Genomic DNA, 22,756 nt, shown 5'->3' on the forward strand with positions numbered 1-22,756 from the left:
TCTCGACGCAGCGGCGTGAGGCGGGCATTCTTGTGGATGTTCATTCGGACCCTCCGGAGAGTGCTGTAGCTTGGTAACTCCAGTCTCCTCGGTCCGGTCCGAATGGACAACCTCCTGAAAGCTCACAACTAGGCATCAGCCTATATCGGGAAATCGCAGGGAAAGGGCTTCGCCAATCCGGCGCATGGCAGACGGAGACCCGCCGCCACGCACCTGGGGTTCGGGCGTCAGTCGAGGACCGAGACGATCGCCTTGGCGAGTTCGGTGATCTTGCCTTCCGGCAGGCCGGCTACGTTGATGCGGCTGTCGTCGACCATGTAGATGCCGTGCTCGACGCGCAGGCGTTCGACCTGCTGCGGTGTCAGGCCGAGGCGCGAGAACATGCCGCGATGGTGGGCGACGAAATCGAAGCGGTTGGAGTTGGACTGCAGCCGCAGGGCATCGGCCAGCTCGACGCGCAGGCGCAGCATGCGCGTGCGCATCTCCTCCAGCTCAACCTGCCAGTCGGCGCGCAGGGCGTCGTCTTCCAGGACGATCCGCACGGCGGCAGCGCCGTGGTCCGGCGGCATCGAATAGATCGAGCGGGCGGCCGACAGCATGTTGCTGAGCGCGATGTCGGCTTGAGCGCCGTCCTTGGCGACGATCATCGCCGCGCCGACGCGGTCGCGGTAGACGGCGAAGTTCTTCGAGCAGCTTGCCGCGACGACCATTTCGGGCGCCTTGGCGGCGACGATGCGCAGCCCCTCGGCGTCGGCGTCGAGACCTTCGCCGAAGCCCTGGTAGGCAAGGTCGACAAACGGCAGCAACTGGCGTTCGAGCAGAAGCTCGGTGACGGCCTGCCACTGCGCGGCGGCCAGGTTGGCGCCCGTCGGGTTGTGGCAGCAGCCATGCAGCAGCACGACATCGCCGGCCGGCACCTGCTTCAGCGCAGCCAGCATGTCATCGAAGCGAACGCCACCGGTCGCGGCGTCGAAATAGGGGTATTCCTTCACCTGAAGGCCGGCGCCGCGCATCATCGGGATGTGGTTCGGCCAGGTCGGGTCCGAAACCCAGACCGTTGCATCGGGTCGGGAGCGCTTCAACAATTCTGCCACCAGCCGCAGTGCGCCCGAGCCGCCGGGCGCCTGGGCTGCACGAATGCGCGAGGCGTCGGCCGAGTCGCCGAACACCAGTTTGGCCATTGCGGCGTTGAAACCCGTATCGCCGGCGAGGCCGAGATAGGTCTTGGTGCTCTGCTCTTTGTAGAGCCGTTGTTCAGCCTCACGCACCGCGCGCATCACCGGGGTGCCGCCATTGCCGTCCTTGTAGACACCGACACCGAGATCGACCTTGTCTTTTCGCGGATCGGCGCGGAATAGGCCGATCAGGGCCAGTATCTTGTCGGCGGGTGCGGGCTGCAGCTTCTCGAACATTGTCTCTTCCACTGGTTCTTGGGCGACGATGTGAATAGCGCTATTGGCGCTCCCTCGCCAGCAGCGAACAAATCGCCTGCACAGAATATCGGTCAGGGCAAGCTGCCGTACTGCCAACATGGTGGTGCAACCGGCTCGCGCCGGCGGCAGCCGTCCTGCCGCCGGAGGGCCGCAAACTGCTCCTTTCCGCTATTCGGATGTCAATCTGTGACAGGCAGGGAGGTGCAATCCTCCGATCGCAATGGTGTCAAGCCGCGGATGCCGCCCCACCTGCTGCCGGTTGCTGTTGCCAACTGCGCGCAAGCCGATGCCCCCGCCATTGCCGGCCTTCTTGCGTCCGGTTCGGCCGGGCTATTGCACCAGCATGCCGGCAGGATCGAAACTGGGTCTTGCCCGCTTGACGATGTCGGCGGTGATGCGCGCCGAGCCGGCAGACATGGTCCACCCCATATGGCCGTGGCCGACATTGAAGACAATGTTGGCGAAGCGCCCGCCACGGCCGAAAATCGGCGTGCCTTCCGGCGTCATCGGCCTGAGGCCAGCCCAATATTGCGGCTTGGCGTAATCCGCGCCGTTGGGGAAGATATCGCGAATGGCCGAAAGCATGTGACGGAAATCGTCCGGCTTGTGCGAGCGGTCGAAGCCCGTGAACTCGGCCGTCGCCGTTACGCGCAGGCGGTCGCCGAAGCGGGCATAGGCAACAAGATTGTCCTCGTCGACGCCACCCACGGTGGGCGGCAGGTTGGAGGCGTCGAGCGGCATCGTCACCGAATAGCCCTTGATCGGATAGACCGGCAGCGACACGCCGAGGCGGCGCGCAAAATCGGGCGCGAAGACGCCGAGGCACAGCACGAATTCGTCGGCCGTAACCGAGCCGTTGGAGGTGGTGACGCGGGCTATTCGGTCGCCGCTGTTTTCGAAACCCTTGATCTCGGTGCCCAGCATGAACTTGACGCCGAGCTGTTCGGCGCAATGGCGGGCGAGATTCTGCGTGAAGACGCGGGCGTCGCCGCTTCCGTCCGACGGGCAATAGACGGCGCCGGCGAACTTGTCCTTCACCTTGGCCAGGGCGGGGTCGATACGGGCGGCCTCGTCGGGCGAGACGGCGCGCAGCTCCAGCCCCTCCTCCGAGAGAATGCGCGTGTTGGCGGAGCCGCGGGCGAAGGATTCGGGCTTGCGGTAGAGATAGAGAAGGCCGCCGTCGAGGCCGTGATAGTCGACGCCTGTATCGGCGACGATGCCTTGTAGCCGCTCCTGCGAGTAGCGGCAGAGGCGCACCTTGCGCTTGGTGTTGGTGCGCGCTTTCTCGGCGGTGCAGTTCATCAGGAATTTCCACGACCAGGCCCACAGCCGCGGATCGAAACTGGGCCTGAAACGCAGTGCCTGGCTGTCGTCGAACAGCGAGCGGAGCAGGATGCGCGGCGCCTTGGGTGAGGACCAGGTGTAGGCATGGCCGGGCGCGATCAGCCCGGCATTGGCAAAGCTGGTTTCGCTCGCCACCTCGGGCAGCCGGTCGATGACCGTCACCTCGTGCCCGTCACGGGCAAGTTCATAGGCGGTGGTTACGCCGACAACTCCGGCGCCGAGCACGGCAACGCGCATCCCAAAATCTCCGTGTTGTGCTGCCGGGCTCAGAGAGCGGCGATGACAGCGATCTCGACCGTGAACTGCGGCGCAGCGAGCTTCGATTCGACGGTTGCGCGGGCCGGGGCGTTGTCGGTGGCGACCCACGCGTCCCACACGGCGTTCATTTCGGCGAAGCTGGCGATGTCGGCGAGCCAGATCGAAGCCGACAGGACCCTGGTCTTGTCAGTGCCGGCCTTGGCCAGCACGGCGTCGATGCGGTCGAGGATATTCCTGGTCTGGGCCGTGACGCTTTCGCCGCCGGCATCGAGAGCGACCTGCCCCGACACATAGACGGTATTGCCGTGCACGACTGCCTGGCTCATGCGCGGGCCAACGTCAATTCGGGTGATGTTGCTCATGACTTAATGCTCCATGTCAGGTTCGAATACGTCGCGACTATATGTCGACACAAGTGTATCCACAAGAGGATTGTGGACTGCACTTCGTCATGGCATTAGGTGAGCGACGTTGGGCCGCTAACCGGGCCCCAATCCATGGACAGTTGGACCGCAGACGGAGCGCAGGTGCAAAAGATAGCCAAGCCCAAGAAGACTGGACGCGCTGCCGACAGCGTCGAAAAGGTTTATGAGGCGGTCAAGGAACTGGCGGTCGAGTACCGGTTCAAGCCTGGCGAGCGTGTCAACGAAGTCGAGCTGGCAACCAGGCTGGGCGTGTCGCGCACACCCGTGCGCGAGGCGCTCAACCGGCTTGCCCGCGATGGCTTCATGACCTTCGTGCCCAATCGCGGCTTCCATGCCCGCGACATCACGCCCGAGGGGGTGCAGGAACTCTACGAGTTGCGCGCGGCGATCGAGCGGGCGGCTTTCCGGCTCGCCTGCGAGCGCGGCACCGACGCCGAGATCGCCGAGACGATCGCCATCTGGCAAAACAACAGCAATCTCGGTCCGACGACGGATTGGGCGAAGGTCGCCGAGGCCGACGAAGCGTTTCACATCGCGATCGTCACCCTGTCCAAGAACCGGCGTATGCTGAGCGCCCTCGAAGCCGTCAATTCGCTGATCCGGTTCTTCCGCCGCATCGATCTGGAGAGCAATCGCCGGCGCGGCGGCACCTATGACGAACATGCCGCGATCATCGAATGCCTCAGGCGCCGTGACGGCGATGCCGGCGGCGAACTCATCGAACGCCACATCACGCTGAGCTCGGCCCACGCGGTCGAAGTCACCAAGGAAGGCCTGGCGCGGATCTTCTTCGGCCGTCCTGACTAGGGCGGCAATCACCACCACTCGAAGCGACACCGGGCTGCGCGCCGGATACCTTGCTGCTCCTGAGCGGCAAGCGGTGGCCAATGCATTGACACATCAATGTGTATACAGTAATGGATTTACATGAGAGCTAACTTTGTTCTCGCATGTCAGTTCCGTCTGGTCGTGCCCGGGCGGACATCCGCGCCCAGGAGATCCAGATGGCCAATCCGGCAGTTTCGCTCGATGACAAGTACCTGCTGGACGACGGCCGCATCTACGTGACCGGCACCCAGACGCTGGTGCGCCTGCCCATGGTGCAACGTCGGCGCGACCGTGACGCCGGGCTCGACACGGCCGGTTTCGTCACCGGCTATCGCGGCTCGCCGCTCGGCGGCATCGACCAGGCGTTCGGCCAGGCGCGCAAGTTTTCCGAGGCGAGTGAGATCCGTTTCCAGACCGGGCTCAACGAGGACATCGCGGCGACCGCGATCCTCGGCACCCAGCAGATCAACCTGATGGAGAAGGCCAACAAGCAGGGCGTCTTTTCCATGTGGTACGGCAAGGGCCCCGGCGTCGACCGCTCGGGCGATGCCTTCCGTCATGGCAACCTCGCCGGCTCGGCCCCGCATGGCGGCGTCCTGCTGCTCGCCGGCGACGACCACACCTGCAAATCCTCGACCACCTCGCACCAGAGCGAATATGCGCTGATGGACGCGATGATCCCGGTGCTGAACCCGGCCGGCGTGCAGGAGATCCTTGACTTCGGCCTCTATGGCTGGGCGCTGTCGCGCTATTCCGGCTGCTGGACGGCCCTCAAGCTGATCGCCGAAACCGTCGATTCCTCCGCCTCGATCGTTGTTGCCAGCGACCGCCTTGCCTTCAACACGCCAGGCGATTTCGAGATGCCGGCCGTCGGGCTCGGCATTCGCTGGCCTGACAGTCCGCAAGAGCAGGAACGGCGGCTGCACAATCTCAAGCTGCCGGCGGCACTCGCCTTTGCCCGCGCCAACCGTTTCGACCGCGTCGCGCTCGGCGGTCCACGCCGCCGCCTCGGCATCGTCACGACCGGCAAGTCCTATCTCGATGTGCGCCAGGCGCTTGACGAACTCGGGATCTCGGAAAAGCGCGCCGTCGAACTCGGCCTGTCCGTCTACAAGGTCGGCATGGTTTGGCCGCTCGAGCCCGAGGGTATCACTGCGTTTGCCTCAGGCCTCGAAGAGCTTTTGATCGTCGAGGAAAAGCGCCCGCTGATCGAAGGCCAGGTCAAGGATATCCTCTACAACATGCCGGCCGAGCAGCGGCCGCGCATCTTCGGCAAGCGCGACGGCGAAAACCGCATCGTTCTGCCGGCGCATGACGACCTCACCGCAATCCAGATCGCCCGCGCTGTCGCCGCGCGCATTCTGCCCTTCATCGAGGACAGGGACCTTGTCGAGCGCATCGGCAAGCTGTCCGACGTCGACACGGCCAAGCTCGCCAGTCTCGCGCCGGTACAGCGCACGCCGTATTTCTGTTCGGGTTGCCCGCACAACACCTCGACGCACGTGCCGGAAGGCAGCCGCGCACTCGCGGGCATTGGCTGTCACTGGATGTCGCAGGCGATGGACCGCAACACCGCGACCTACACGCATATGGGCGGGGAGGGTGCCAACTGGATCGGCCAGTCGCCCTACGTGCCGACGCGCCACATCTTCCAGAATCTCGGCGACGGCACCTATTTCCACTCCGGCCTGCTGGCCATCCGCGCGGCGGTCGCAGCCAAGGTCAACATCACCTACAAGATTCTGTTCAACGACGCGACGGCGATGACCGGCGGTCAGCGCCATGACGGCACGCTGAACCCGCAGCGCATCACCCACCAGATCCGGGCCGAAGGTGTCGAGCGCATCGCCGTCGTCTCCGACGATATCGACAAATACCAGGGACAGGAGCCGTTCGCGGCAAATGTTTCGATCCATCACCGCGATGAACTCGATGCCGTGCAGCGCGAATTGCGCGAGATCCAGGGCGTGTCGGGCATCGTCTACGACCAGACCTGTGCTGCCGAAAAGCGCCGCCGCCGCAAGCGCGATCCCAAGCCGCGTGTCGAGCGCCGCGTCATCATCAACGAACTGGTATGCGAAGGCTGTGGCGACTGCTCGAAGAAGTCGAACTGCCTGTCGGTAACGCCTGTTGATACCGAGTTCGGACGCAAGCGTCGCATCGACCAATCGTCCTGCAACGAGGACTTCTCCTGCGTGAAAGGCTTCTGCCCGTCTTTTGTCACTGTCGAGGGGGTGAAGCCGCGCAAGCCGAAGAATGTCGATCCGAAGACGATTGCCGCCCGTCCCATCGCCGAACCTGCGCCGTTCGAGCTCAGGGAGCCATGGAACGTGCTGGTGACCGGCGTCGGTGGCACCGGCGTCATCACCATTGGCGCGATCCTCGCCATGGCCGCCCATATCGAGGGCAAGGGCTGCTCGACGCTCGACATGGCCGGCATGGCGCAAAAGGGCGGGCCGGTGACGACGCATCTACGCTTTGCGCCGACGCCCGACGATCTGCATGCGGTGCGCATCTCGTCGCGTTCGGCCGATGTCGTGCTCGGCTGCGACCTTGTCGTCGCCGCCGGCAAGGAAGCGCTCAGTGCGATCGCCAACGGCAAGACGCGCGTCGTGCTGAACTCGGAAGAGACCATCACCGGCGCTTTCATCCGCGACCCCAATTTCCGTGTCCAGGGTCTGGGGCTCGCCGGCGTAGTCAAGGATGTCGCGGGTACGGACCAGGTTGAAACCATTGCCGCTACCCAGATCGCAACGCAGTTGCTCGGCGATTCCATCGGCACGAATCTGTTCATGGTCGGTTTTGCCTGGCAGCGTGGGCTGATCCCGCTGACCTCGGCGAGCATCGACAGGGCGCTTGAGCTCAACGGTGCGGCGGTCGAGATGAACCGCACGGCCTTCCGCCTCGGCCGGCTTGCCGCGGCCGATCGTGCCGCAGTCGATGCCATGCTGCCCAGGGCGCAGGCCAGCTCGCCGCTTGGCCATCGCGTCGCCTCGCAGTCTCTCGACGAGGCCGTGACACGGCGCGTGGCGTACCTCACCGCCTATCAAAGCGCTGCCTACGCCGGCGAATACCGCGCCCTTGTCGACCAGGTGCGCACCCGCGAAAAGGCGGCTACTGGCGCCGAGGGAAAGCTCTCCGATGCGGTTGCCAGCTATCTGTTCAAGCTGATGGCCTACAAGGACGAATACGAGGTGGCGCGGCTCTATTCAGACGGCACGTTCCGCAAGCAACTGGCCGAAACCTTCGATGGCAAGGGCAAGCTGACATTCCACCTGTCGCCGCCGCTTCTGGCCAAGAAGGATCCCAACACCGGCGAGCCGGCCAAGATGACCTTTGGTCCGTGGATGCTGAGCGCCTTCGGTGTGCTGGCGCGGTTCAAGCGCCTGCGCGGCACCGCATTCGATCCGTTCGGCTACAGCGCCGAACGCCGCACCGAACGCGCGCTCGTCGTGGAATACCGGGCCCGTATCGAACGCCTGCTCGTTAGGCTGACGCCGGACAACCTGGCCACAGCGGTGGCGATCGCCGAGGTTCCCGAGGACATTCGTGGCTACGGCCACGTCAAGGAGCGCAACCTCAAGCTGGCGCAGGTCAAGTGGACGTCGCTCGAACAGGCGCTCGACCAGCGCCCGATGACAATTGCCGCCGAATAGGTTCCGCCCGGCCCGCCCGGGCCGGGGCTCGCTTCCCAGGCTTTCGTCACCGCTTCACACGTCCCAAGATGGCGTTGCGAAGCGGCAGACCGGCGTGTGCGCAGCGGCACGGAGCGGCGCTGCACCCCATGCAAAACAAGCCTTTTCAGCGTTCATGCAGATAAAGCGAGAAGTGCATCATTATGTGTATTCACTTATGAAAAATTCTGTGTCTACATATTCCCGATAAAGAGGGGACCGGGCGCCACGTAGCGGCCCGGCCGACAACGAAACGAATGGAGATGAAAATGCACAAAGCCCTATTGGCTGCCGCTTGTCTTGCGCTGGGCAGCATGCCTGCATTGGCCCAGGAGGTCGTTCTTGGCGCCGTGGTGCCGCTGTCCGGTGCGAGCGCCACGCTCGGCGACGACCAGCGCCGCGGCATCGAACTGGCCGTCGACAAGATCAACGAGAATGGCGGCGTGCTCGGCGGCAAGAAGCTGCGCGTCATTGTCGAGGACTCCGGCGGCCGCGCGCCGTCCGCGCTCGACGCGGCCAAGAAGCTGGTCACCGTCGACAACGTGCCGGTGGTGATCGGCGAGTACTCCTCCGGCATCACCATCCCGGTCGGCCAGTACCTGGTCCAGGAAGGCCGCGTGCATCTCAACATCGGTTCGTCCAGCGGCAAGATCCGCGGTCTCGGCGACGGCTCGTTCTCGCTGATCGGCCTCGACAACGTATCTTCCGGCTTCGCCGCCCAGGACGTGGTCGACAACAACTGGAAGAAGGCGGCGGTGATCGTGCCGAACAACGCCTATGGCCAGGGCGTCGCCGAGCAGTTCCAGAAGGCTTTTGCTGCACTTGGCGGCGAAGTCGTCACCACTGTCATGTACACCGAGGGCCAGACCACCTACCGCCGCGAGCTGCAGCAGATGGAGCGCAGCGCACCCGACGTCTATGTCTATTCGGCCTATGGCAAGGAAGCCGCGACCATCAACCGCGAGTCCTTCGAGCTCGGCATCAACTCGACGCCCTGGTACGCCATCTACCTGTCGATGTGCACTTCCGACGCCGACCCCAAGTTCGTCCAGGGCCAGTACGGCCTCGACCTGAACTACGTTGGTCCCGATGGCGCTGCCTATGAGACCGCCTACAAGGCCAAGTACAACGAGCCCTTCAAGACGAGCTTCAACGGCTATGGCTACGATGCCGTGATGATGGCTGCCGCCGCCATCGAAAAGGCCGGCTCGGTCGAGCCGAAGGCGATCAGCGCCGCGCTGAAGGAGATCGGCAACGGCTACAAGGGCGCCACCGGCGACATCACCTTCGATGCCGACCGCCAGCGTTCCAAGCAGCCCTACCTCAAGCTGAAGATCGAGGACGGCGTCCAGCAGCGCTGACGCCACGTCTTCGGGGCAGGCCGGCACCTGGCGCCGGGCCTGTCCCATTTTTGCGCGCACGCCCTTGTGGGCGGCGCCGAAGTCCCCTTACGAGAAAAGAGCATGGTCCAGTTTGTCGTCGACGTCCTGATCCGCGCGGTCGACCTGGCGCTGATCGCCATCGGGTTGAGCAGCGTCTATTCGCTGATCCGCTTTCCCAATGTAGCGCTTGTGCAGTATGCGACGACCGGTGCGTTGCTGGCGCTCGGCTTGCAGATGGCCGGTCTTCCTCTGATCGTCGCCGCCATTGCCGCCTGCGCCCTTGTCGGCATCGTCGCCGTGGTGCTCAACGTCGTCGTTTTCGAACGCCTGCTGCGTGCCGGCTCGGCCATCGCCATGATCGGTTCGCTGGCGCTTTCCATGGTATTTTCGGCGATCTTCCTGGTCACCGCCGGCCCCAGGCCCAAGCGCTTCGAGCTGGAGATCAACCCGCCGCTACGGTTCCTCGGCGCGCGCCTGACCGAGCACCAGCTGTTGTCCGTCGGCATCAGCGCGCTTGCCATCGCCGTTTTCGCGCTGATCCTGTTCCGCACCGACCTCGGTCGCTGCATGCGTGCCACCGCCACCAATTCGGTGCTCGCCAGCGCCACCGGCATCGACACCCGCAAGGTCACCAATACCGTCGTCTTCCTGTCCGGCGTGATGGCGGCACTCGGCGGCATCGGCCTGTCGGTCAAGGGGGAGATGAGCGCCCAGCTCGGTCTCGACATGCTGCTGCCGGTGTTTGCCGCGGCCATCCTGGGCGGGCTCGGCAACGCGCTCGGTGCAGCCGTCGGCGCCGTTGTCATCGCCATTGCCGAAACCATGGTCACCAACGTCAACTTCGGGCCGCTGTTCGGGGAGTCCGTGCTGTTCATCCCCGCTGCATATGCCACCGCCGCGTCCTTCCTGCTCCTCGTCGTCGTGCTCCTGATCAAGCCCTACGGCCTGTTCGTCTCGGAGGTGAAACGTGTTTGAGTTCCTCATCCATGTTGCGATCATGGCCTGCCTCTACGGGCTGCTGTCGCTCAGCCTCAACCTGCAGGTCGGCTTTGCCGGGCTGGTCAATTTCGGCCAGGTGATCCTGTTCGGCTGCGGCACCTATGGCGCGGCGATTGCCTTCTCGCACCAGCTCGGTCCGGTCGCCGGCATCGCGCTCGGCATCGTTTTCGCCGTCGTGGTCGCCGCCGCCTTCGCCCGGCTCGGCCGCAATCTCGGCGCCGACTACTGGGGCATCGCCACGCTCGCCGTCGCCGAAGTGCTGCGTATCCTTGCCAACAACGAGGCCTGGCTGACCGGCGGCGCGCAGGGCGTCAGCGGCATTCCGCTGCTGTTCGGCGACATGCCGCGCCCGATGGGGCCGCTGATGACGCTCGGCCTGTGCGTGCTCCTGCTTCTCGCCGCGTGGTGGCTGTGCCAGCGCCTGACCGGCAGTCGCTACGGGCTGGCACTCAAGCTGATGCGCGAGGAGCCGCAACTGGCCGCCTCGCTCGGCTACGATCTTTCAGCGCTCAAGACGCAGACGCTGATGGTCGCCGCGGTCCTCGCTGCCGCCTCCGGCTTTGTCTTCGCCCACTACATCACCTTCGTCGGTCCCGACCAGTTGGTCAGCTCCGAAACCTTCCTGATCTGGGCGATGGTCATCATCGGCGGCTCGGGCAACCATCTCGGCGCCATCGTCGGCGCCATCCTGATGCAGTTCCTGTTCGCGTTCGTTCCCTTCGTGAAGGACGCGCTTGGCCTGCCCTCGGAATATGTCGCGGCGATGCGCCTGACGCTGGTCGGCGGCGGCCTGCTCGCTTTCCTGATGTGGCGCACGCAGGGCCTGATCCCCGAACGTATCGGAGGCAAGCAAAATGGCTGAAGCTGTCCTGACCGCCGAGCGCGTGGCCAAGGCTTTCGGCGCCCACAAGGTGCTGAGCGACGTTCGCTTTCGCATCGGCGCCGACGAGATCGTCGGCCTGCTCGGGCCGAACGGTTCGGGCAAGTCTACCCTGCTCAACATCGTCTCGGGCTTTTCACGCCCCGATGCCGGCGAGATCCTGTTCCTTGGCAAGGCCGTCGGCGGAATGCCTTCGCACAAGATCGCGCGACAGGGGCTGGTGCGCACCTTTCAGCTGCCGTCGATGCCGCACCGCATGACCGTGCGCGAGGTGCTGCGGTCGGGATCGCGCGACGGGGCAGGCCTGCTCGATGCCTTCACCGGCAAGGGCAGCGACGATGCCGAGGCGGAAGAGCTGATCGAGCAGTTCGCGCTTGCGCCCGTCGCCCATCAGCCGGCAAGCTCGCTTTCGGGCGGCCAGAAGAAGCTGCTCTCCATCGCGGTCGCCTTGCGCACCCGTCCGAGGCTCTTGTGCCTGGACGAGCCGACGGCCGGCGTGCATCCGCAGTTGCGTGGCCGCATGGTCGAGTTGCTCAAGGCGTTCAACAAGCGCGGTGTCGCGATGCTGGTGGTCGAACACGACATGCATTTCATCCGCGAGCTCTGCGGCCGCTGCATCGTGCTCGACCGTGGCGAAATCATCGCCGATTGCCCCCCGCGCGAGCTCACCGAAAACGAGCGCGTCGTCGAAGCCTATCTCGGCAAGTCGGTGACAAGGCAGAAGGTGTCGGCATGATCCGCGTCAACAATGTGCGCGCCGGCTATGGCGACGGTCCCGATATCCTGCAGGGCATCGACCTGACCGCATCTGGTGGCGAGATCGTCACCATCCTCGGCCCCAATGGCTGCGGCAAGTCCACCTTGCTGAAATGCATCGCCGGTTTCGTCAGGCCGCGCGGCGGGGCGGTCGAGATGGAGGGCCGCGATGTCAGCGCGGTTGCCGTACATGACAAGGTCAAGCACCATCGCATGGGCTTCGTGCCGCAGACCGACAATGTCTTTTCGACGCTGACGGTTGCCGACAACATCCTGCTTGGCGCGCGCCATCTGCCGGTGGCCGAACGCAACGAGCGTTATGCCGAGCTGATGGCGCAATATCCTTCGCTGGCCTCCAGGCAGGAGCGCAAGGCATCGGCCCTGTCGGGCGGCGAGCGCCAGATCCTGTCGCTGGCCCGCGCCCTGATCTCCAACCCGAAGGTGCTGTTGCTCGACGAACCGTCGGCGGGCCTGTCGCCGCTGATGATGCACGAGGTATTTGCCGCGATCGCCGAGATCCGCGATCGCACCGGGATGTGCATCGTCATGGTCGAACAGAACGCCTTCGAGGCACTCGGTGTTGCCGACCGGGCCTACGTGCTGTCGCTCGGCAAGGTGGCGATCGAGGGCAGGGCGGCGGACCTGCTGGCCGATCCGGCGATGCGCCATCTCTATCTCGGCGGCGAACCCCCGGCCGCCGAGTCACATCCCCGGCTTGCAGCCGTCAGCTGACAGCGCCTCCCAGAATAGAAGGGCAGATCATGACCATCGCAGCACAACCGGTCGCCGCCGCCGGCCTTGTCTCGAACCTCGAGAACATCCCATTCGCAACCGACGACGGCATCGGCCAGGTGGCCAATCTCGGTCTTCTGGTGTTGCGCACCGACCAGACCATCGAGGACGAATTCCGCTTTGCCCTGCCGGCCGGCGTCGCGCTTTACGAGGCGCGGCTGCATTCGCCGGTCGAAATTACGCCCGCCAATTTGCGCAAGATGGAGGGCGATATCCCTGGCACCGTCGGTCTGTTGCCCGACGTGCGCTTTGACGTCATCGGGTTTGGCTGCACGTCGGGTGCACTGGTGATCGGCGAAAGTCAGGTTGCCAAGCGCGTCAAGGAAGTCATGCCCGACGTCAAGGTCACCGATCCAGTGACCGCGGCGCTCGCCGCCTTCAAGGCGATGGGCGCCAAGAAGATCGCGCTGCTCACGCCCTATATCGCAACCATCAATCACTCGCTGCGCGAGGCCTTCATGGCGCGTGGGCTCGAAATCCCCGTCATGGGCTCGTTCAACGAACCAGATGACAATCTCGTCGCCCGCATCACCACCGAGGCAATCGAAAGGGCGATCCTGGACGTCGGCTCGTCCGACGATTGCGAGGCGGTGTTTGTCTCATGCACGAGCCTGCGCGTCGCCCGTATCGCCGAGCGTGTCGAAGCGAAGCTCGGCAAGCCGGTGACGTCGAGCAACCATGCCATGGCCTGGCACATGCTGCGCCTGGGTGGCCATGACCGTCCGGTCGAAGGTCTGGGACAGCTTTACCGTTCACCCCTATTAGGCTGATCACGCATGTTCGCCTTGAAGCGGCACTACATCTGACCGCTACAGGTGGTTCTCCTGGCGGATTCGATGGCGTCCTGTTCAAGTCGCAAACGGTCGATCTTTGCTGTCTGCCCCTCCTGGATCAGCGCGACTGCCTTTTCACCGCCCGGGGCCCAGAACGGCACTTTCCATTTCGAGACCTTGCCTCGGCTGATGGCCGTTGCCGAGATGGCCTTGGCGGTATCGCCCATGGCGGTGTTCAAGCGGGCACAGGTCATTGCGTGATATCTTGAAGCGCTGATCGTCCCTGCCGTGCCTATCTGCGAGGCGCAGCCGGCAGTGGCCAACACCAGGAGGAGAGCGGTTCCTGTGCGGATTGCTTTCGCCTGCATTCCACCAGCCTAACAAGGCCTCGCCGCCATTGGAACGGGCGCATGAGTCAATGGCTGGAATAAATGCAGATCGTGCCGTGGGGCGCGGCATGGACAAATCGGCGCTTGAGCCAGAACAACAGGATCAGATCCCCAATTTCGGAATGGGCGGCATCGACCAGATCAGAGAACGACTGGCCGCGACGCCGCTGATAGCGCAGTTTCATCGTTGTCGAAACGGGCGCTGGCGGCCAAACTCCGCTGAGGCCGGCGGGCTGTCGAATGGGACTGCACAAAAATCGAGAATATTCACTGAGGGACGAGACAATGGACGATGATCATACGAGACGCATGATCCTTGAATTCCTGAGAAAGCACACCTTGGCAGTCATCGCGACCTGCCATCGTAATGGAACGCCGGAGGCTGCTACGGTCGACCTCTCGGTGCGCGACAATCTTGAGATCGTGTTCAGCACTTTCAAGGACACGCGCAAATTCGACAATCTCGCGGAGCGTCCCGGCGTCGCGTTCGTGGTCGGATGGAACGACAATATCACGGTTCAATACGAGGGTGAGGCAACAAGGGTTGCTGCCGCGGATATCGAACAATACCAGGAAGCTTATCTCGACAGCCTTCCGGCCGCCAGGGAGTTCATCGAGAGAGGGGCCGTGATGTTCAAAGCAACGCCGCGGTGGATTAGATATTCCGATTTCAACAAGGAGCCTCCCGAACTGATCGAGATTCAATTCTGATAGACGCAACGGCTTCGGGTTGCCGTCCGAGGACGTCGGCTAAATCGTGATATAGCCTTGGCTGTGCCAGTCCCAAGGCCGACACAGCCTGTGACCCCCTTACCGGGCCAGCCGGTCAAGATTGCTCGTCCGAGCGATTTGTCAGGTCCGGCTTCGCGACGCGGACGCCGTCCAGGGAAGCATCACCCGGCCCAGCCAGCGCACGGCGGAGCTGAACAGGAAGCCCATCAAGGCAACCGTGCAGATGCCGACATACATGCGGTTGGCCTGGAACAACGACCATGAATGCCAGATGCGGTAGCCAATGCCCTGGCTTGCCTGGACGAATTCGACGCCGACGATGACGAGCACGGCCGTGCCGATGGCGATGCGCATCGAGATGAACAGCTGTGGCAGCAGCGCCGGCCAGGTGACATGCCGAAACATGTTCCAGCCCCTGGCGCCAAAAGAACGCGCGGCCTCGCGATAGCTCTCAGGGATGGTCAGAACGGCTTCCATGCACTGGATCCAGACAAGGAAGAACACCGTCATGCCGACAAGCAGCACGCTGGGCAGTTCACCGAGGCCGAAGATCAAAAGCAGCAGAGGCAGCAGCGCCAATTTCGGCACCGTATAGAGCGCGGTCAAGAAGGGTTCGAGAGCGGCGCGCGTCAGCCGGGACAGCCCGAGCAGCAGCGCCGCGCCGAGCCCCGTCACCACGCCTATGGCAAAGCCGGCCAACACCCGAAGGGCGCTTGCCATGATGTCCTTTTGCAACATGCCGGTGCTCAGCATTTCCAGCGCCGACATGAATATGGCACTGGGTGCCGGGAAAAATCGGGCGTCGAGCAGGCCAGCCCGGGCGAAAATCTCCCAAAGGATGAAAAACACCACAGGAGTTGCGATGGCCAGCACGGTCTCTTGTCTCCGTGCCCTGCGAGCATAGCCGCGCGGGTCACGTTCAGCCTCTCCAGGCTTGATGGTTATCGTCTTTTGCATGTTTGCGCCGCCTCCTCCGCGTCGATCAAGATGTCTCAGGCCGCGTGCTTGCCCACCTGCTCGCGCAGCAGGCTCCAGAGCTCCTGCTCAAGCTTGGCGAATGTCGGGTCGGCACGGATGTCGGGCGAGCGTGGCCGCGCGAAAGGCACCTGGATCTCGGCGATGATCTTGCCCGGCCTTGCCGACATCACCACCACCCGGTCGCCAAGCAACAAGGCCTCCTCCAGACTGTGCGTGACGAATACGACCGTGCGCCGATCCTCCTGCCAGAGCTGCAGCAGTTCATCCTGCAGGATGCGGCGGTGCTGGGCATCGAGCGCGGCAAAGGGTTCGTCCATCAGGAGAATTTCCGGCTCGACCGCCATGGCTCGCGCGATCGCCACGCGCTGCAACATGCCGCCGGAAAGCGCCGGTGGATAGGCGTCGGCAAAGTCGCCAAGCCCCATCTTGCCAAGCCATAGCGTCGCGCGCTTGTCAGCCTCGGCGCTGGCCATGCCGGTCATTTCCAAGCCGAAACGGACATTGGCCTGGATGGTCTTCCATGGAAACACATTGTAGTTCTGGAAGACCATTGCCGTGGGCACCGTCCGGGCGCCGCTGGCATGTACCAGGATCTCGCCTTCGCTCGGTTTGTGCAGCCCAGCGATCATCCGCAGAACCGTCGATTTGCCGCAGCCCGACGGGCCGACGAGGCAGACAAATTCGCCACTTTTCACCGTGAGATCGACACCGGAAAGCGCCTCGACGTTGCCGTTGGCGTCATAGCGCTTGCGTACGCCGCGCACTTCGATCTTGGCTGGCATGTCATGCCCCAGCGGCGTTGCGGTTGCGATATCGGTACTGCGCAGTGAATTCATCAATCGCTCCGTGCAAGCCAGCAAATATCGAGGCGAGGGCCGAATGGCACTCGCGGTCGGGAAGCTAGGCCAACAAGCGAAGGCAAAACAATCGCTTCTCCAGCTTTTCCGAGTAGCCGGAAAATTCCCGGATGCGTTTGACACCGGATCTGGTTCGACGCCTAATCGCCCTGTCTCAAGTAGCGGAAATCATTGCCGACTTCGGACGTTCGGCGGGCAGCGACAAAGCTTGCGCACCGGTACCTTGTTTCAATAGTCCGCCGGTCTCCGGCGATCATCGCAGACCTTCGAGCGGCGAGCGCCACCTGCGTTTTCCGCAAAGGATGCCTGCGCCCTGGAAAATGGTTGGACGAGTTCGAGCATGCAGATCGTCGGCATAGACACGGGTGGAACGTTTACGGACACGGTCATCCTGACCGCCGACGGCCGCACCGGTGTCGGCAAGGCCTTGACCACCCACGGCTGTCTGATGGATGGCGTTCTCGCCTCGCTTACCGTTGCGGCCCGCACCCTGGGCAAAAGCCTCCGCGACGTGCTTGCGACCACCGATGTCCTGTCGCACGGCACGACTGTTGGTCTCAACGCGCTCTTGACCGGTGCAGGCGCCAAGGTCGGACTGCTGGTCACCGCCGGGTTCGAATCGACGCTGCCCATGGCGCGTTCCAACAAGGTGCACGGCCTGCCCGACGAAGACAGCATCAACGCCTTGAAATGGCGCAAGCCGGACCTTCTGGTGTCCCGCCGACGCATCGTGGGCGTGCGCGAGCGCATCGACGTCGATGGCAACATTGTCATTCCCCTCGACGAGGATCAGGCGCGCCAGGCGATCGGCAAGCTTGTGGCGCTCGGCGTCGAGGCTATCGGCATCGCGCTGATGTGGTCACCGGTCAACGGCTCGCACGAGCGCCGGTTGGCCGAATTGGTCGCCGAGGAGGCGCCCGGCCTTCATGTCACGCTGTCCGGCGATCTCGCACCGCGCATCGGCGAGTATGAGCGCACCGCGACGGTGGCAATGAACGCGTATATCGCGCCGCTGGTTGGCAACTATCTGACCTCGCTGGAAGCGGCCCTGTGCGAACAAGGTTTTGACGGCCTGTTTCTGATCGTCACCATGGGCGGCGGCGTGCGGCGCGCCAGGTCCTTGCGGGATGCTCCCGTCCACCTGCTGCAGTCCGGGCCGGTGGGCGGCATCATGGCCGCGCAACAGGTTGGTGCGCGGCTTGGCCATGCGGACGTGCTCGCAACGGACGTCGGCGGGACCAGCTTCGATGTCGGCCTCGTGATTGGCGGTACGTTGCCCAGTGCCTCACGACCGCGGATCGACCGCCACAGCCTCGCCGTGCCGGTCATCGACCTCGCCTCGATCGGCACCGGCGGCGGCAGCATCGCATATGTCGATTCCGAACTGGGCGTGCTCCGCGTTGGGCCTCAAAGCGCCGGTTCCACGCCGGGTCCGGCTTGCTACGGTCGCGGCGGCACGCAACCGACAGTCACCGACGCAGCGGTCGTCCTGGGCTATCTTGACCGGCTCGGGGGCGCCCTCTCTCTCGACGGCCAAGCTGCCCGAGCGGCCATGGTGCCGCTCGCCGAACGGCTTGGCCTTGCCATTGAGGCGACTGCCGAGGGCATTTTGAAAGTTGCCAACGCCCAGATGGCCGATCTCGTCCGCCGCGCGAGCGTCCAGCGAGGTCATGATCCCCGCAACTTCGTTCTCTACGCCTACGGCGGCGCCGCCCCCCAGCATGTCGGGCGCTATGCGGCCGATATCGGCGTAAAGGGCATCGTCGTACCTCGTCTCGCGCCTGAATTTTCTGCCTGGGGTGCGGCGTCAGGCGATATGCGCACGTCCTATGAACTCGAATTGCCATCGAGGCCCCTTCGCGATTTTCTGGACATGGAGATCCCCGCATTCGGGCAACTCGAGCAGCGTGCCCGAAACGAGTTTGGCGGGCTTGCCGGTGCCGGCCTCAACGGCGCTATCGACGTCAAGCGCAAGGTTGGCCTGAAGTTTTCGCGCCAGTTGCATCGCATCGACATCGAAGTACCTGGTGCTCGTCTGAGTCGTGACGACATCGTTTCGGCAGAGGCGGCGTTTCGGGCTCGCTACGAGCAGATCGTCGGTCGCGGATCAGCCTATGCTGACAGTGCCATCGAACTCGCGGCACTGGTCGTCGAAGCCCGGATGCCGCTCGAACTGCCCGCTGCAGCAGCCGCCGAAAATCGTGGCCAACCTCGGCCAGTTCGCCATCGCCGCGCTTGGTTTTCTGGCGACAGCCACGAAACGCCTGTCTTCCTGTGGGATGCTCTCGGCACCGGTGCCGGAATTGCGGGGCCTGCCTTCGTCGAATCCGAGCAGACCACCGCGGTGATCTACCCCGGCCAGACGGCAACGGTCGATGCCGATGGCAATCTATCCATCAATGTCCCGAAAAAACCCTCTCGCACGGCGCCGGCCCTGGCCGAGGAACTCGCATGACAATCGGTCCGATCGAACTCGAAATCATCCGTCATCGACTGGAGGCGATCAACGCCGATGCAGGCGAGACGCTGGTGCGCGTCTCCGGCTCGCAGATCGCGTCCGAGGCGAGCGATTTCAACACCGCGATCATGACTGCCGACGGTACTGTCGTTTCCTGCAGCAAGTTCATCCTTGTGCAGTCGACCTCGCTCAACCTGATCGTCCGCGACATCATCGAACGCTATGCCGAGAACCCGGGCATCCGGCCGGGTGACCAGTTTCTCACCAACGATCCCTATCTCGGCACGCTGCACCAGCCGGACGTGACACTGGTGGCGCCGATCTTCCATGGCGGGCGGCTGATCGGTTGGGCGGGCTCGACAGTGCACGAGCCCGATGTCGGCGGTCCGGTCAGCGGTGGCTTCAACTACGCCGCGCGTTCGATCTTCGACGAGGCCATTCCGATTCCGCCGGTCAAGATCGTCGAAGCGGGCCAGGTTCGGCGCGACATCGAACGCGATTATCTGGCCCGCACACGCACGCCCGAGCTGAACGCGCTCGACCTGCTTGGACAAATTGCCGCCAACCGTGCATCGGAACGCCAGATGCTCGAACTCTGCGCGGCGTATGGCGCTGACGGCTTCGTCGATGCGATGGACAGGCTGCTTGCCTCGACCGAGGCGGCCTTCCGCCGCCGCCTGTGCGAATTGCCTGATGGCGTCTGGCGCGAGAATTCGTTCATTCAGCATGAGCAGCGCCGAGGCGCCGACTACGTGCCCAATCAGGTCTACGCCATCAGGCTTGCGATGACCAAGACGGGCGATCGGCTGGCCTTTGATTTCACCGGCAGCGACGACGAGGCGCCCGGAGCGGTCAACGCGACCTATCCGACGCTCGCCAACTTCACCATGGCCGCTGTTCTGGTTCACATCTGCCAGGGCCTGCCATGGATGCCCGGGGCCATATGGCGGACGATCGATATCCGCACACGCAAAGGTTCGATAGTCGATGCAGTCTGGCCTGCCGGCGTCGCCATGAGCACGGGCACCTCCGCCCAGGCGATCCGCAACTGTGTAAGCGGCTGCCTCGCCCGCCTGCTGGACGGTTCCGAGCAGCATGCGCACATGGCAATGGCCTCGTCGCAGTCGTCCGGAGCCGGGGGCATGTCGATCTCCGGACACCGGGCCGACGGACGGCCGTTCACGACGCTGTTCCTCGACGAATTGAGTGGCGGCGGCGGCGCGACATGCAATGCCGATGGCAGCGATACATCGGGCACCGCGACCTCGCCCGGCGCAACCCCTTCCAACATCGAAACCAACGAGGCCTACTATCCCGTGCTCTACCTGACCCGACGCGAGCTCGCCGATTCCGGCGGCCCGGGCAAGCATCGGGGTGGCGTGGGCGCCATGCATGCCTATCGCCCGCATCAGACTGCCCGGTCGATCTCGCTGCTGTCGATGGCACAGGGCTTGCAGCATCCGGCGACCATGGGCGCGTCCGGTGGCGAACCCGGATCGCCGAGCGGCTTTGCCATCATGTGCAGTGATGTTCCGGTGAACATGGCACAAGGCTGGTCGGACCTCGCTGACGTTACCGATATCCGGTTGCCGAGCGCTGACACGAGGCTCCAGCCTGACCAAATGCTGGTCACCTCGTCGCAGGGCGGCGGCGGATTGGGCGACCCGCTGGAACGCGATCCGGCGTTGATTGCCGCAGATGTGCGCGACGGGCTGGTCAGTATCGAGGGCGCGCGACGGGACTTTGGCGTCGTGTTGGCAATGCACGGTGGCGAGCCGGTCATCGATCAGGTCGCGACCCTGCTCACCCGTCGTACACGTCTCATGGCCCGTCTCGGCGGCCGTGAACCGGCATCTGGCGAACCGATCCACGGCGGCAGGCGACTGTCCAGCCACTTCCGCGTCGTTGACGCCACCACTGGTAGCCAGCGCATCGCCTGCGCGACTTGCGGCCATCAGATTTGCGATGCCGATGCCAACCTCTACGAGCATCTTGCGCGCGACGAGGCGCTGCCCGGCGAGCGCTCGGCAATCACCGATCGCTACCCCGGCAGCGAACGCTTTCGTATCCGGCACTTCTATTGCCCGGGATGTGCACGCCAGGTCGACGTCCATGTCGCGCTGGCCGGCGAGCCTATGCTTGCGGCGATCGAGACCGCCTCCAGTTTGTCGACGGACCCGGCACCATGACCGCAATACCTTTGCCCTACACCGACGAGCCGGACACTCGGGGCTTCTGGCAAGCTGCGCGTGAAGGGCGGCTAGTCGTCCAGTGCTGCACAGCTTGCGGCCATCGCCAGTTTCCGCCGCATCCGTTCTGTGAAAACTGCGCTCACGCAGAAACCGAATGGGTCGAAACACCAGGGCGCGGAAACATCTGGTCGTTTGGCGTGGCCCATGGGCCGAGCCTGCCGGGCCTCCAGGATGTCGTTCCCTATCCGATGATCGTCGTTGAACTCGACGAGCATCCGCATATCCGCATGGTCGGAAGCCTTGTCACGGGTCCCGACGCGCCGATCAACAGCGTGCCCGCTGGGGACATCCGAATTGGGCTGCCGGTTGAAGTCACTTTCGCGGCCGTTTCCGACGATGTCACCTTGCCGCGCTGGATGCCACGCAGGTCCGAGGGCCGGAAGCCATGAGCGATACGATCTCCCTCAAGGACCGCACCGCGATCGTCGGCATCGGCGAGACCACTTTCGGCAAGGGCATGGCCGAAAGCGAGGAGCAACTCGCCTGCATGGCCATCAAGGCGGCACTCGACGATGCCGGCATTGCACCGTCCGAGGTCGACGGCCTGTGCTCGCTCAACATGGAGAATGTCTGGCAGCACGACATCGCGCGTGATCTCGGCATGAAGGAAGTGACCTACTACGCACAGATTCCCGCGGGTGGCCATGGCGGCTGCGGCACGGTTGGCCATGCCGCGATGGCGATCGCCACTGGCCAGGCCAAGGTCGTCGTCGGCTGGCGCTCGCGCAAGCGCAGCGGCCGTGCCAGCCGCATCTGGGCGCAGACCGAACAGCGCGTGCAGGGCCGCGACACCTGGCTGCGGCCTTGGGGCATCATCCGCCCTGTCGATGAGGTCGGCGTGCTCGCCGCCCGCTACATGCACGAATTCGGCGCCACCCGGGATCACCTCGCCAATGTCGCGCTTGCCTTCCGCAGCCACGCCAATCGCAATCCGAACGCGGTGATGCATGGCAAGCCGATGACGCGCGAGGACTATTTCGCCGCGCGCTGGATCAGCGAGCCGCTGTGCCTGTTCGATTGCTGCCTCGAGACCGACGGCGCCATCGCCTTCGTCGTCACCTCGGCGGAGCGCGCCAGGGACTGCCGCGCTCGCCCGGCCTACATCCATGCTGTGGCGCAAGGCTTCGACGGCGGCAGCACCATGCTTGCCAACTATTTCACGGCCGACCCGATGCGCTCGCAGGCGGCGACCTGTGCGAAGTCGCTGTGGCGGCAAAGCGACTTCGGTCCTTCCGACATGAAGGTCGCGCAGTTCTACGACGCTTTCACGCCCGAGGTGTTCTTCACGCTTGAAGGCTACGGCTTCTGCGGGCGCGGCGAGGGCGCTGCCTTCACCGAGGACGGCGGCATCGCGCTCGGTGGACGATTGCCGGTCAACACCGGCGGCGGCAGCCTGTCGGAGGTCTACCTGCATGGCTTCAACATGATTACCGAAGGCGTGAAGCAGATGCGTGGCACCTCGACCGGCCAGGTCGACAGTGCCGACTGCTGCTTCGTCAGTTCGAGCGACCTGGGCCCGACCTGCGCGGTCGTGCTGCGCAACTGA

20 protein-coding genes are annotated in these 22,756 nt (G+C 64.2%); 13 read left to right on the top strand and 7 right to left on the bottom strand.

Features of this window, described 5'->3' with window-relative positions; translation table 11 throughout:
• Nucleotides 1-227 precede the first annotated feature (227 nt).
• The 3 genes from PCJ21_RS18850 to PCJ21_RS18860 form a co-directional block, all read right to left on the bottom strand.
• Nucleotides 228-1,412 carry an amino acid aminotransferase gene (locus tag PCJ21_RS18850; RefSeq protein ID WP_269932977.1) on the bottom strand — a complete coding sequence of 395 codons (1,185 nt, stop codon included), beginning with the start codon at nt 1,410-1,412 and terminating at the stop codon, nt 228-230.
• 351 nt (nt 1,413-1,763) lie between these two features.
• Nucleotides 1,764-3,014, bottom strand: a complete 1,251-nt coding sequence (locus PCJ21_RS18855) for a D-amino acid dehydrogenase (RefSeq protein ID WP_269932978.1) — start codon at nt 3,012-3,014, stop codon at nt 1,764-1,766.
• 29 nt (nt 3,015-3,043) lie between these two features.
• Nucleotides 3,044-3,397, bottom strand: a complete 354-nt coding sequence (locus PCJ21_RS18860; RefSeq protein ID WP_269932979.1) for a RidA family protein — start codon at nt 3,395-3,397, stop codon at nt 3,044-3,046.
• A 165-nt stretch (nt 3,398-3,562) separates the two neighbouring features.
• Here PCJ21_RS18860 and PCJ21_RS18865 point away from each other — a divergent pair, with 165 nt between their 5' ends.
• From PCJ21_RS18865 to PCJ21_RS18900, 8 genes are all read left to right on the top strand, one after another.
• Nucleotides 3,563-4,267, top strand: a complete 705-nt coding sequence (locus PCJ21_RS18865; RefSeq protein WP_269932980.1) for a GntR family transcriptional regulator — start codon at nt 3,563-3,565, stop codon at nt 4,265-4,267.
• Nucleotides 4,268-4,464: 197 nt separating this feature from the next.
• Nucleotides 4,465-7,944, top strand: coding sequence for an indolepyruvate ferredoxin oxidoreductase family protein (locus PCJ21_RS18870; RefSeq protein ID WP_269932981.1), 3,480 nt, complete (start codon nt 4,465-4,467; stop codon nt 7,942-7,944).
• 287 nt (nt 7,945-8,231) lie between these two features.
• Nucleotides 8,232-9,323 carry an ABC transporter substrate-binding protein gene (locus PCJ21_RS18875; protein WP_269932982.1) on the top strand — a complete coding sequence of 364 codons (1,092 nt, stop codon included), beginning with the start codon at nt 8,232-8,234 and terminating at the stop codon, nt 9,321-9,323.
• Nucleotides 9,324-9,425: 102 nt separating this feature from the next.
• Nucleotides 9,426-10,319: a branched-chain amino acid ABC transporter permease gene (locus PCJ21_RS18880; RefSeq protein WP_269932983.1), complete on the top strand. Its 894-nt coding sequence runs from the start codon at nt 9,426-9,428 to the stop codon at nt 10,317-10,319.
• The gene (locus PCJ21_RS18885) at nt 10,312-11,205 is read left to right on the top strand and encodes a branched-chain amino acid ABC transporter permease (protein WP_269932984.1); all 894 of its coding nucleotides are present in this window, start codon (nt 10,312-10,314) and stop codon (nt 11,203-11,205) included. Before PCJ21_RS18880 ends, PCJ21_RS18885 begins: the two co-directional genes overlap by 8 nt.
• On the top strand, nt 11,198-11,959 hold the full coding sequence (locus PCJ21_RS18890) for an ABC transporter ATP-binding protein (protein ID WP_269932985.1): 762 nt from the start codon (nt 11,198-11,200) through the stop codon (nt 11,957-11,959). The genes PCJ21_RS18885 and PCJ21_RS18890 overlap by 8 nt, the downstream gene beginning before the upstream one ends.
• Nucleotides 11,956-12,711, top strand: a complete 756-nt coding sequence (locus PCJ21_RS18895) for an ABC transporter ATP-binding protein (protein ID WP_269932986.1) — start codon at nt 11,956-11,958, stop codon at nt 12,709-12,711. Before PCJ21_RS18890 ends, PCJ21_RS18895 begins: the two co-directional genes overlap by 4 nt.
• A gap of 29 nt (nt 12,712-12,740) precedes the next feature.
• On the top strand, nt 12,741-13,541 hold the full coding sequence (locus PCJ21_RS18900; protein WP_269932987.1) for a maleate cis-trans isomerase family protein: 801 nt from the start codon (nt 12,741-12,743) through the stop codon (nt 13,539-13,541).
• Nucleotides 13,542-13,567: 26 nt separating this feature from the next.
• Here the strand turns inward: PCJ21_RS18900 and PCJ21_RS18905 are convergent, their stop codons facing one another.
• Both PCJ21_RS18905 and PCJ21_RS18910 read right to left on the bottom strand, forming a co-directional pair.
• Nucleotides 13,568-13,771, bottom strand: coding sequence for a hypothetical protein (locus PCJ21_RS18905; protein ID WP_269932988.1), 204 nt, complete (start codon nt 13,769-13,771; stop codon nt 13,568-13,570).
• A 188-nt stretch (nt 13,772-13,959) separates the two neighbouring features.
• Complete coding sequence (locus PCJ21_RS18910; protein WP_269932989.1) at nt 13,960-14,118, bottom strand: hypothetical protein; 159 nt, start codon at nt 14,116-14,118, stop codon at nt 13,960-13,962.
• A 100-nt stretch (nt 14,119-14,218) separates the two neighbouring features.
• Here PCJ21_RS18910 and PCJ21_RS18915 point away from each other — a divergent pair, with 100 nt between their 5' ends.
• The gene (locus PCJ21_RS18915) at nt 14,219-14,644 is read left to right on the top strand and encodes a pyridoxamine 5'-phosphate oxidase family protein (protein ID WP_269932990.1); all 426 of its coding nucleotides are present in this window, start codon (nt 14,219-14,221) and stop codon (nt 14,642-14,644) included.
• A gap of 141 nt (nt 14,645-14,785) precedes the next feature.
• On the opposite strand, the gene PCJ21_RS18920 is transcribed toward PCJ21_RS18915, so the two are convergent.
• Together PCJ21_RS18920 and PCJ21_RS18925 are read right to left on the bottom strand one after the other, a co-directional pair.
• Nucleotides 14,786-15,622, bottom strand: coding sequence for an ABC transporter permease (locus PCJ21_RS18920; protein ID WP_269932991.1), 837 nt, complete (start codon nt 15,620-15,622; stop codon nt 14,786-14,788).
• Between the two features lie 35 nt (nt 15,623-15,657).
• Entirely contained in the window at nt 15,658-16,479 is an 822-nt protein-coding gene (locus PCJ21_RS18925; protein ID WP_269932992.1) for an ABC transporter ATP-binding protein, read from the bottom strand.
• Between the two features lie 361 nt (nt 16,480-16,840).
• Between PCJ21_RS18925 and PCJ21_RS18930 the strand changes: the two genes are divergently transcribed.
• Genes PCJ21_RS18930 through PCJ21_RS18945 form a run of 4 tightly spaced genes read left to right on the top strand, consistent with a single transcriptional unit; the run spans nt 16,841 to nt 22,756 of the window.
• Nucleotides 16,841-18,955: a hydantoinase/oxoprolinase family protein gene (locus PCJ21_RS18930; protein WP_269932993.1), complete on the top strand. Its 2,115-nt coding sequence runs from the start codon at nt 16,841-16,843 to the stop codon at nt 18,953-18,955.
• Complete coding sequence (locus PCJ21_RS18935) at nt 18,952-21,147, top strand: hydantoinase B/oxoprolinase family protein (protein ID WP_269932994.1); 2,196 nt, start codon at nt 18,952-18,954, stop codon at nt 21,145-21,147. Before PCJ21_RS18930 ends, PCJ21_RS18935 begins: the two co-directional genes overlap by 4 nt.
• Nucleotides 21,144-21,599: a Zn-ribbon domain-containing OB-fold protein gene (locus PCJ21_RS18940; RefSeq protein WP_269932995.1), complete on the top strand. Its 456-nt coding sequence runs from the start codon at nt 21,144-21,146 to the stop codon at nt 21,597-21,599. The genes PCJ21_RS18935 and PCJ21_RS18940 overlap by 4 nt, the downstream gene beginning before the upstream one ends.
• On the top strand, nt 21,596-22,756 hold the full coding sequence (locus PCJ21_RS18945) for a thiolase C-terminal domain-containing protein (RefSeq protein ID WP_269932996.1): 1,161 nt from the start codon (nt 21,596-21,598) through the stop codon (nt 22,754-22,756). Before PCJ21_RS18940 ends, PCJ21_RS18945 begins: the two co-directional genes overlap by 4 nt.

This window comes from Aminobacter sp. HY435, from assembly GCF_027568395.1.
GTDB lineage: Bacteria > Pseudomonadota > Alphaproteobacteria > Rhizobiales > Rhizobiaceae > Aminobacter.

Excerpts from the sequence above, each read along its gene's own strand:
- PCJ21_RS18850 (WP_269932977.1), bottom strand. The coding sequence starts at position 1,412 with ATGTTCGAGAAGCTGCAGCCCGCACCCGCCGACAAGATACTGGCCCTG.
- PCJ21_RS18855 (WP_269932978.1), bottom strand. The coding sequence starts at position 3,014 with ATGCGCGTTGCCGTGCTCGGCGCCGGAGTTGTCGGCGTAACCACCGCC.
- PCJ21_RS18860 (WP_269932979.1), bottom strand. The coding sequence starts at position 3,397 with ATGAGCAACATCACCCGAATTGACGTTGGCCCGCGCATGAGCCAGGCA.
- PCJ21_RS18870 (WP_269932981.1), top strand. The coding sequence starts at position 4,465 with ATGGCCAATCCGGCAGTTTCGCTCGATGACAAGTACCTGCTGGACGAC.
- PCJ21_RS18875 (WP_269932982.1), top strand. The coding sequence starts at position 8,232 with ATGCACAAAGCCCTATTGGCTGCCGCTTGTCTTGCGCTGGGCAGCATG.
- PCJ21_RS18880 (WP_269932983.1), top strand. The coding sequence starts at position 9,426 with ATGGTCCAGTTTGTCGTCGACGTCCTGATCCGCGCGGTCGACCTGGCG.
- PCJ21_RS18890 (WP_269932985.1), top strand. The coding sequence starts at position 11,198 with ATGGCTGAAGCTGTCCTGACCGCCGAGCGCGTGGCCAAGGCTTTCGGC.
- PCJ21_RS18895 (WP_269932986.1), top strand. The coding sequence starts at position 11,956 with ATGATCCGCGTCAACAATGTGCGCGCCGGCTATGGCGACGGTCCCGAT.
- PCJ21_RS18900 (WP_269932987.1), top strand. The coding sequence starts at position 12,741 with ATGACCATCGCAGCACAACCGGTCGCCGCCGCCGGCCTTGTCTCGAAC.
- PCJ21_RS18905 (WP_269932988.1), bottom strand. The coding sequence starts at position 13,771 with ATGGGCGATACCGCCAAGGCCATCTCGGCAACGGCCATCAGCCGAGGC.
- PCJ21_RS18910 (WP_269932989.1), bottom strand. The coding sequence starts at position 14,118 with ATGAAACTGCGCTATCAGCGGCGTCGCGGCCAGTCGTTCTCTGATCTG.
- PCJ21_RS18915 (WP_269932990.1), top strand. The coding sequence starts at position 14,219 with ATGGACGATGATCATACGAGACGCATGATCCTTGAATTCCTGAGAAAG.
- PCJ21_RS18920 (WP_269932991.1), bottom strand. The coding sequence starts at position 15,622 with ATGCAAAAGACGATAACCATCAAGCCTGGAGAGGCTGAACGTGACCCG.
- PCJ21_RS18925 (WP_269932992.1), bottom strand. The coding sequence starts at position 16,479 with ATGAATTCACTGCGCAGTACCGATATCGCAACCGCAACGCCGCTGGGG.
- PCJ21_RS18930 (WP_269932993.1), top strand. The coding sequence starts at position 16,841 with ATGCAGATCGTCGGCATAGACACGGGTGGAACGTTTACGGACACGGTC.
- PCJ21_RS18935 (WP_269932994.1), top strand. The coding sequence starts at position 18,952 with ATGACAATCGGTCCGATCGAACTCGAAATCATCCGTCATCGACTGGAG.
- PCJ21_RS18940 (WP_269932995.1), top strand. The coding sequence starts at position 21,144 with ATGACCGCAATACCTTTGCCCTACACCGACGAGCCGGACACTCGGGGC.
- PCJ21_RS18945 (WP_269932996.1), top strand. The coding sequence starts at position 21,596 with ATGAGCGATACGATCTCCCTCAAGGACCGCACCGCGATCGTCGGCATC.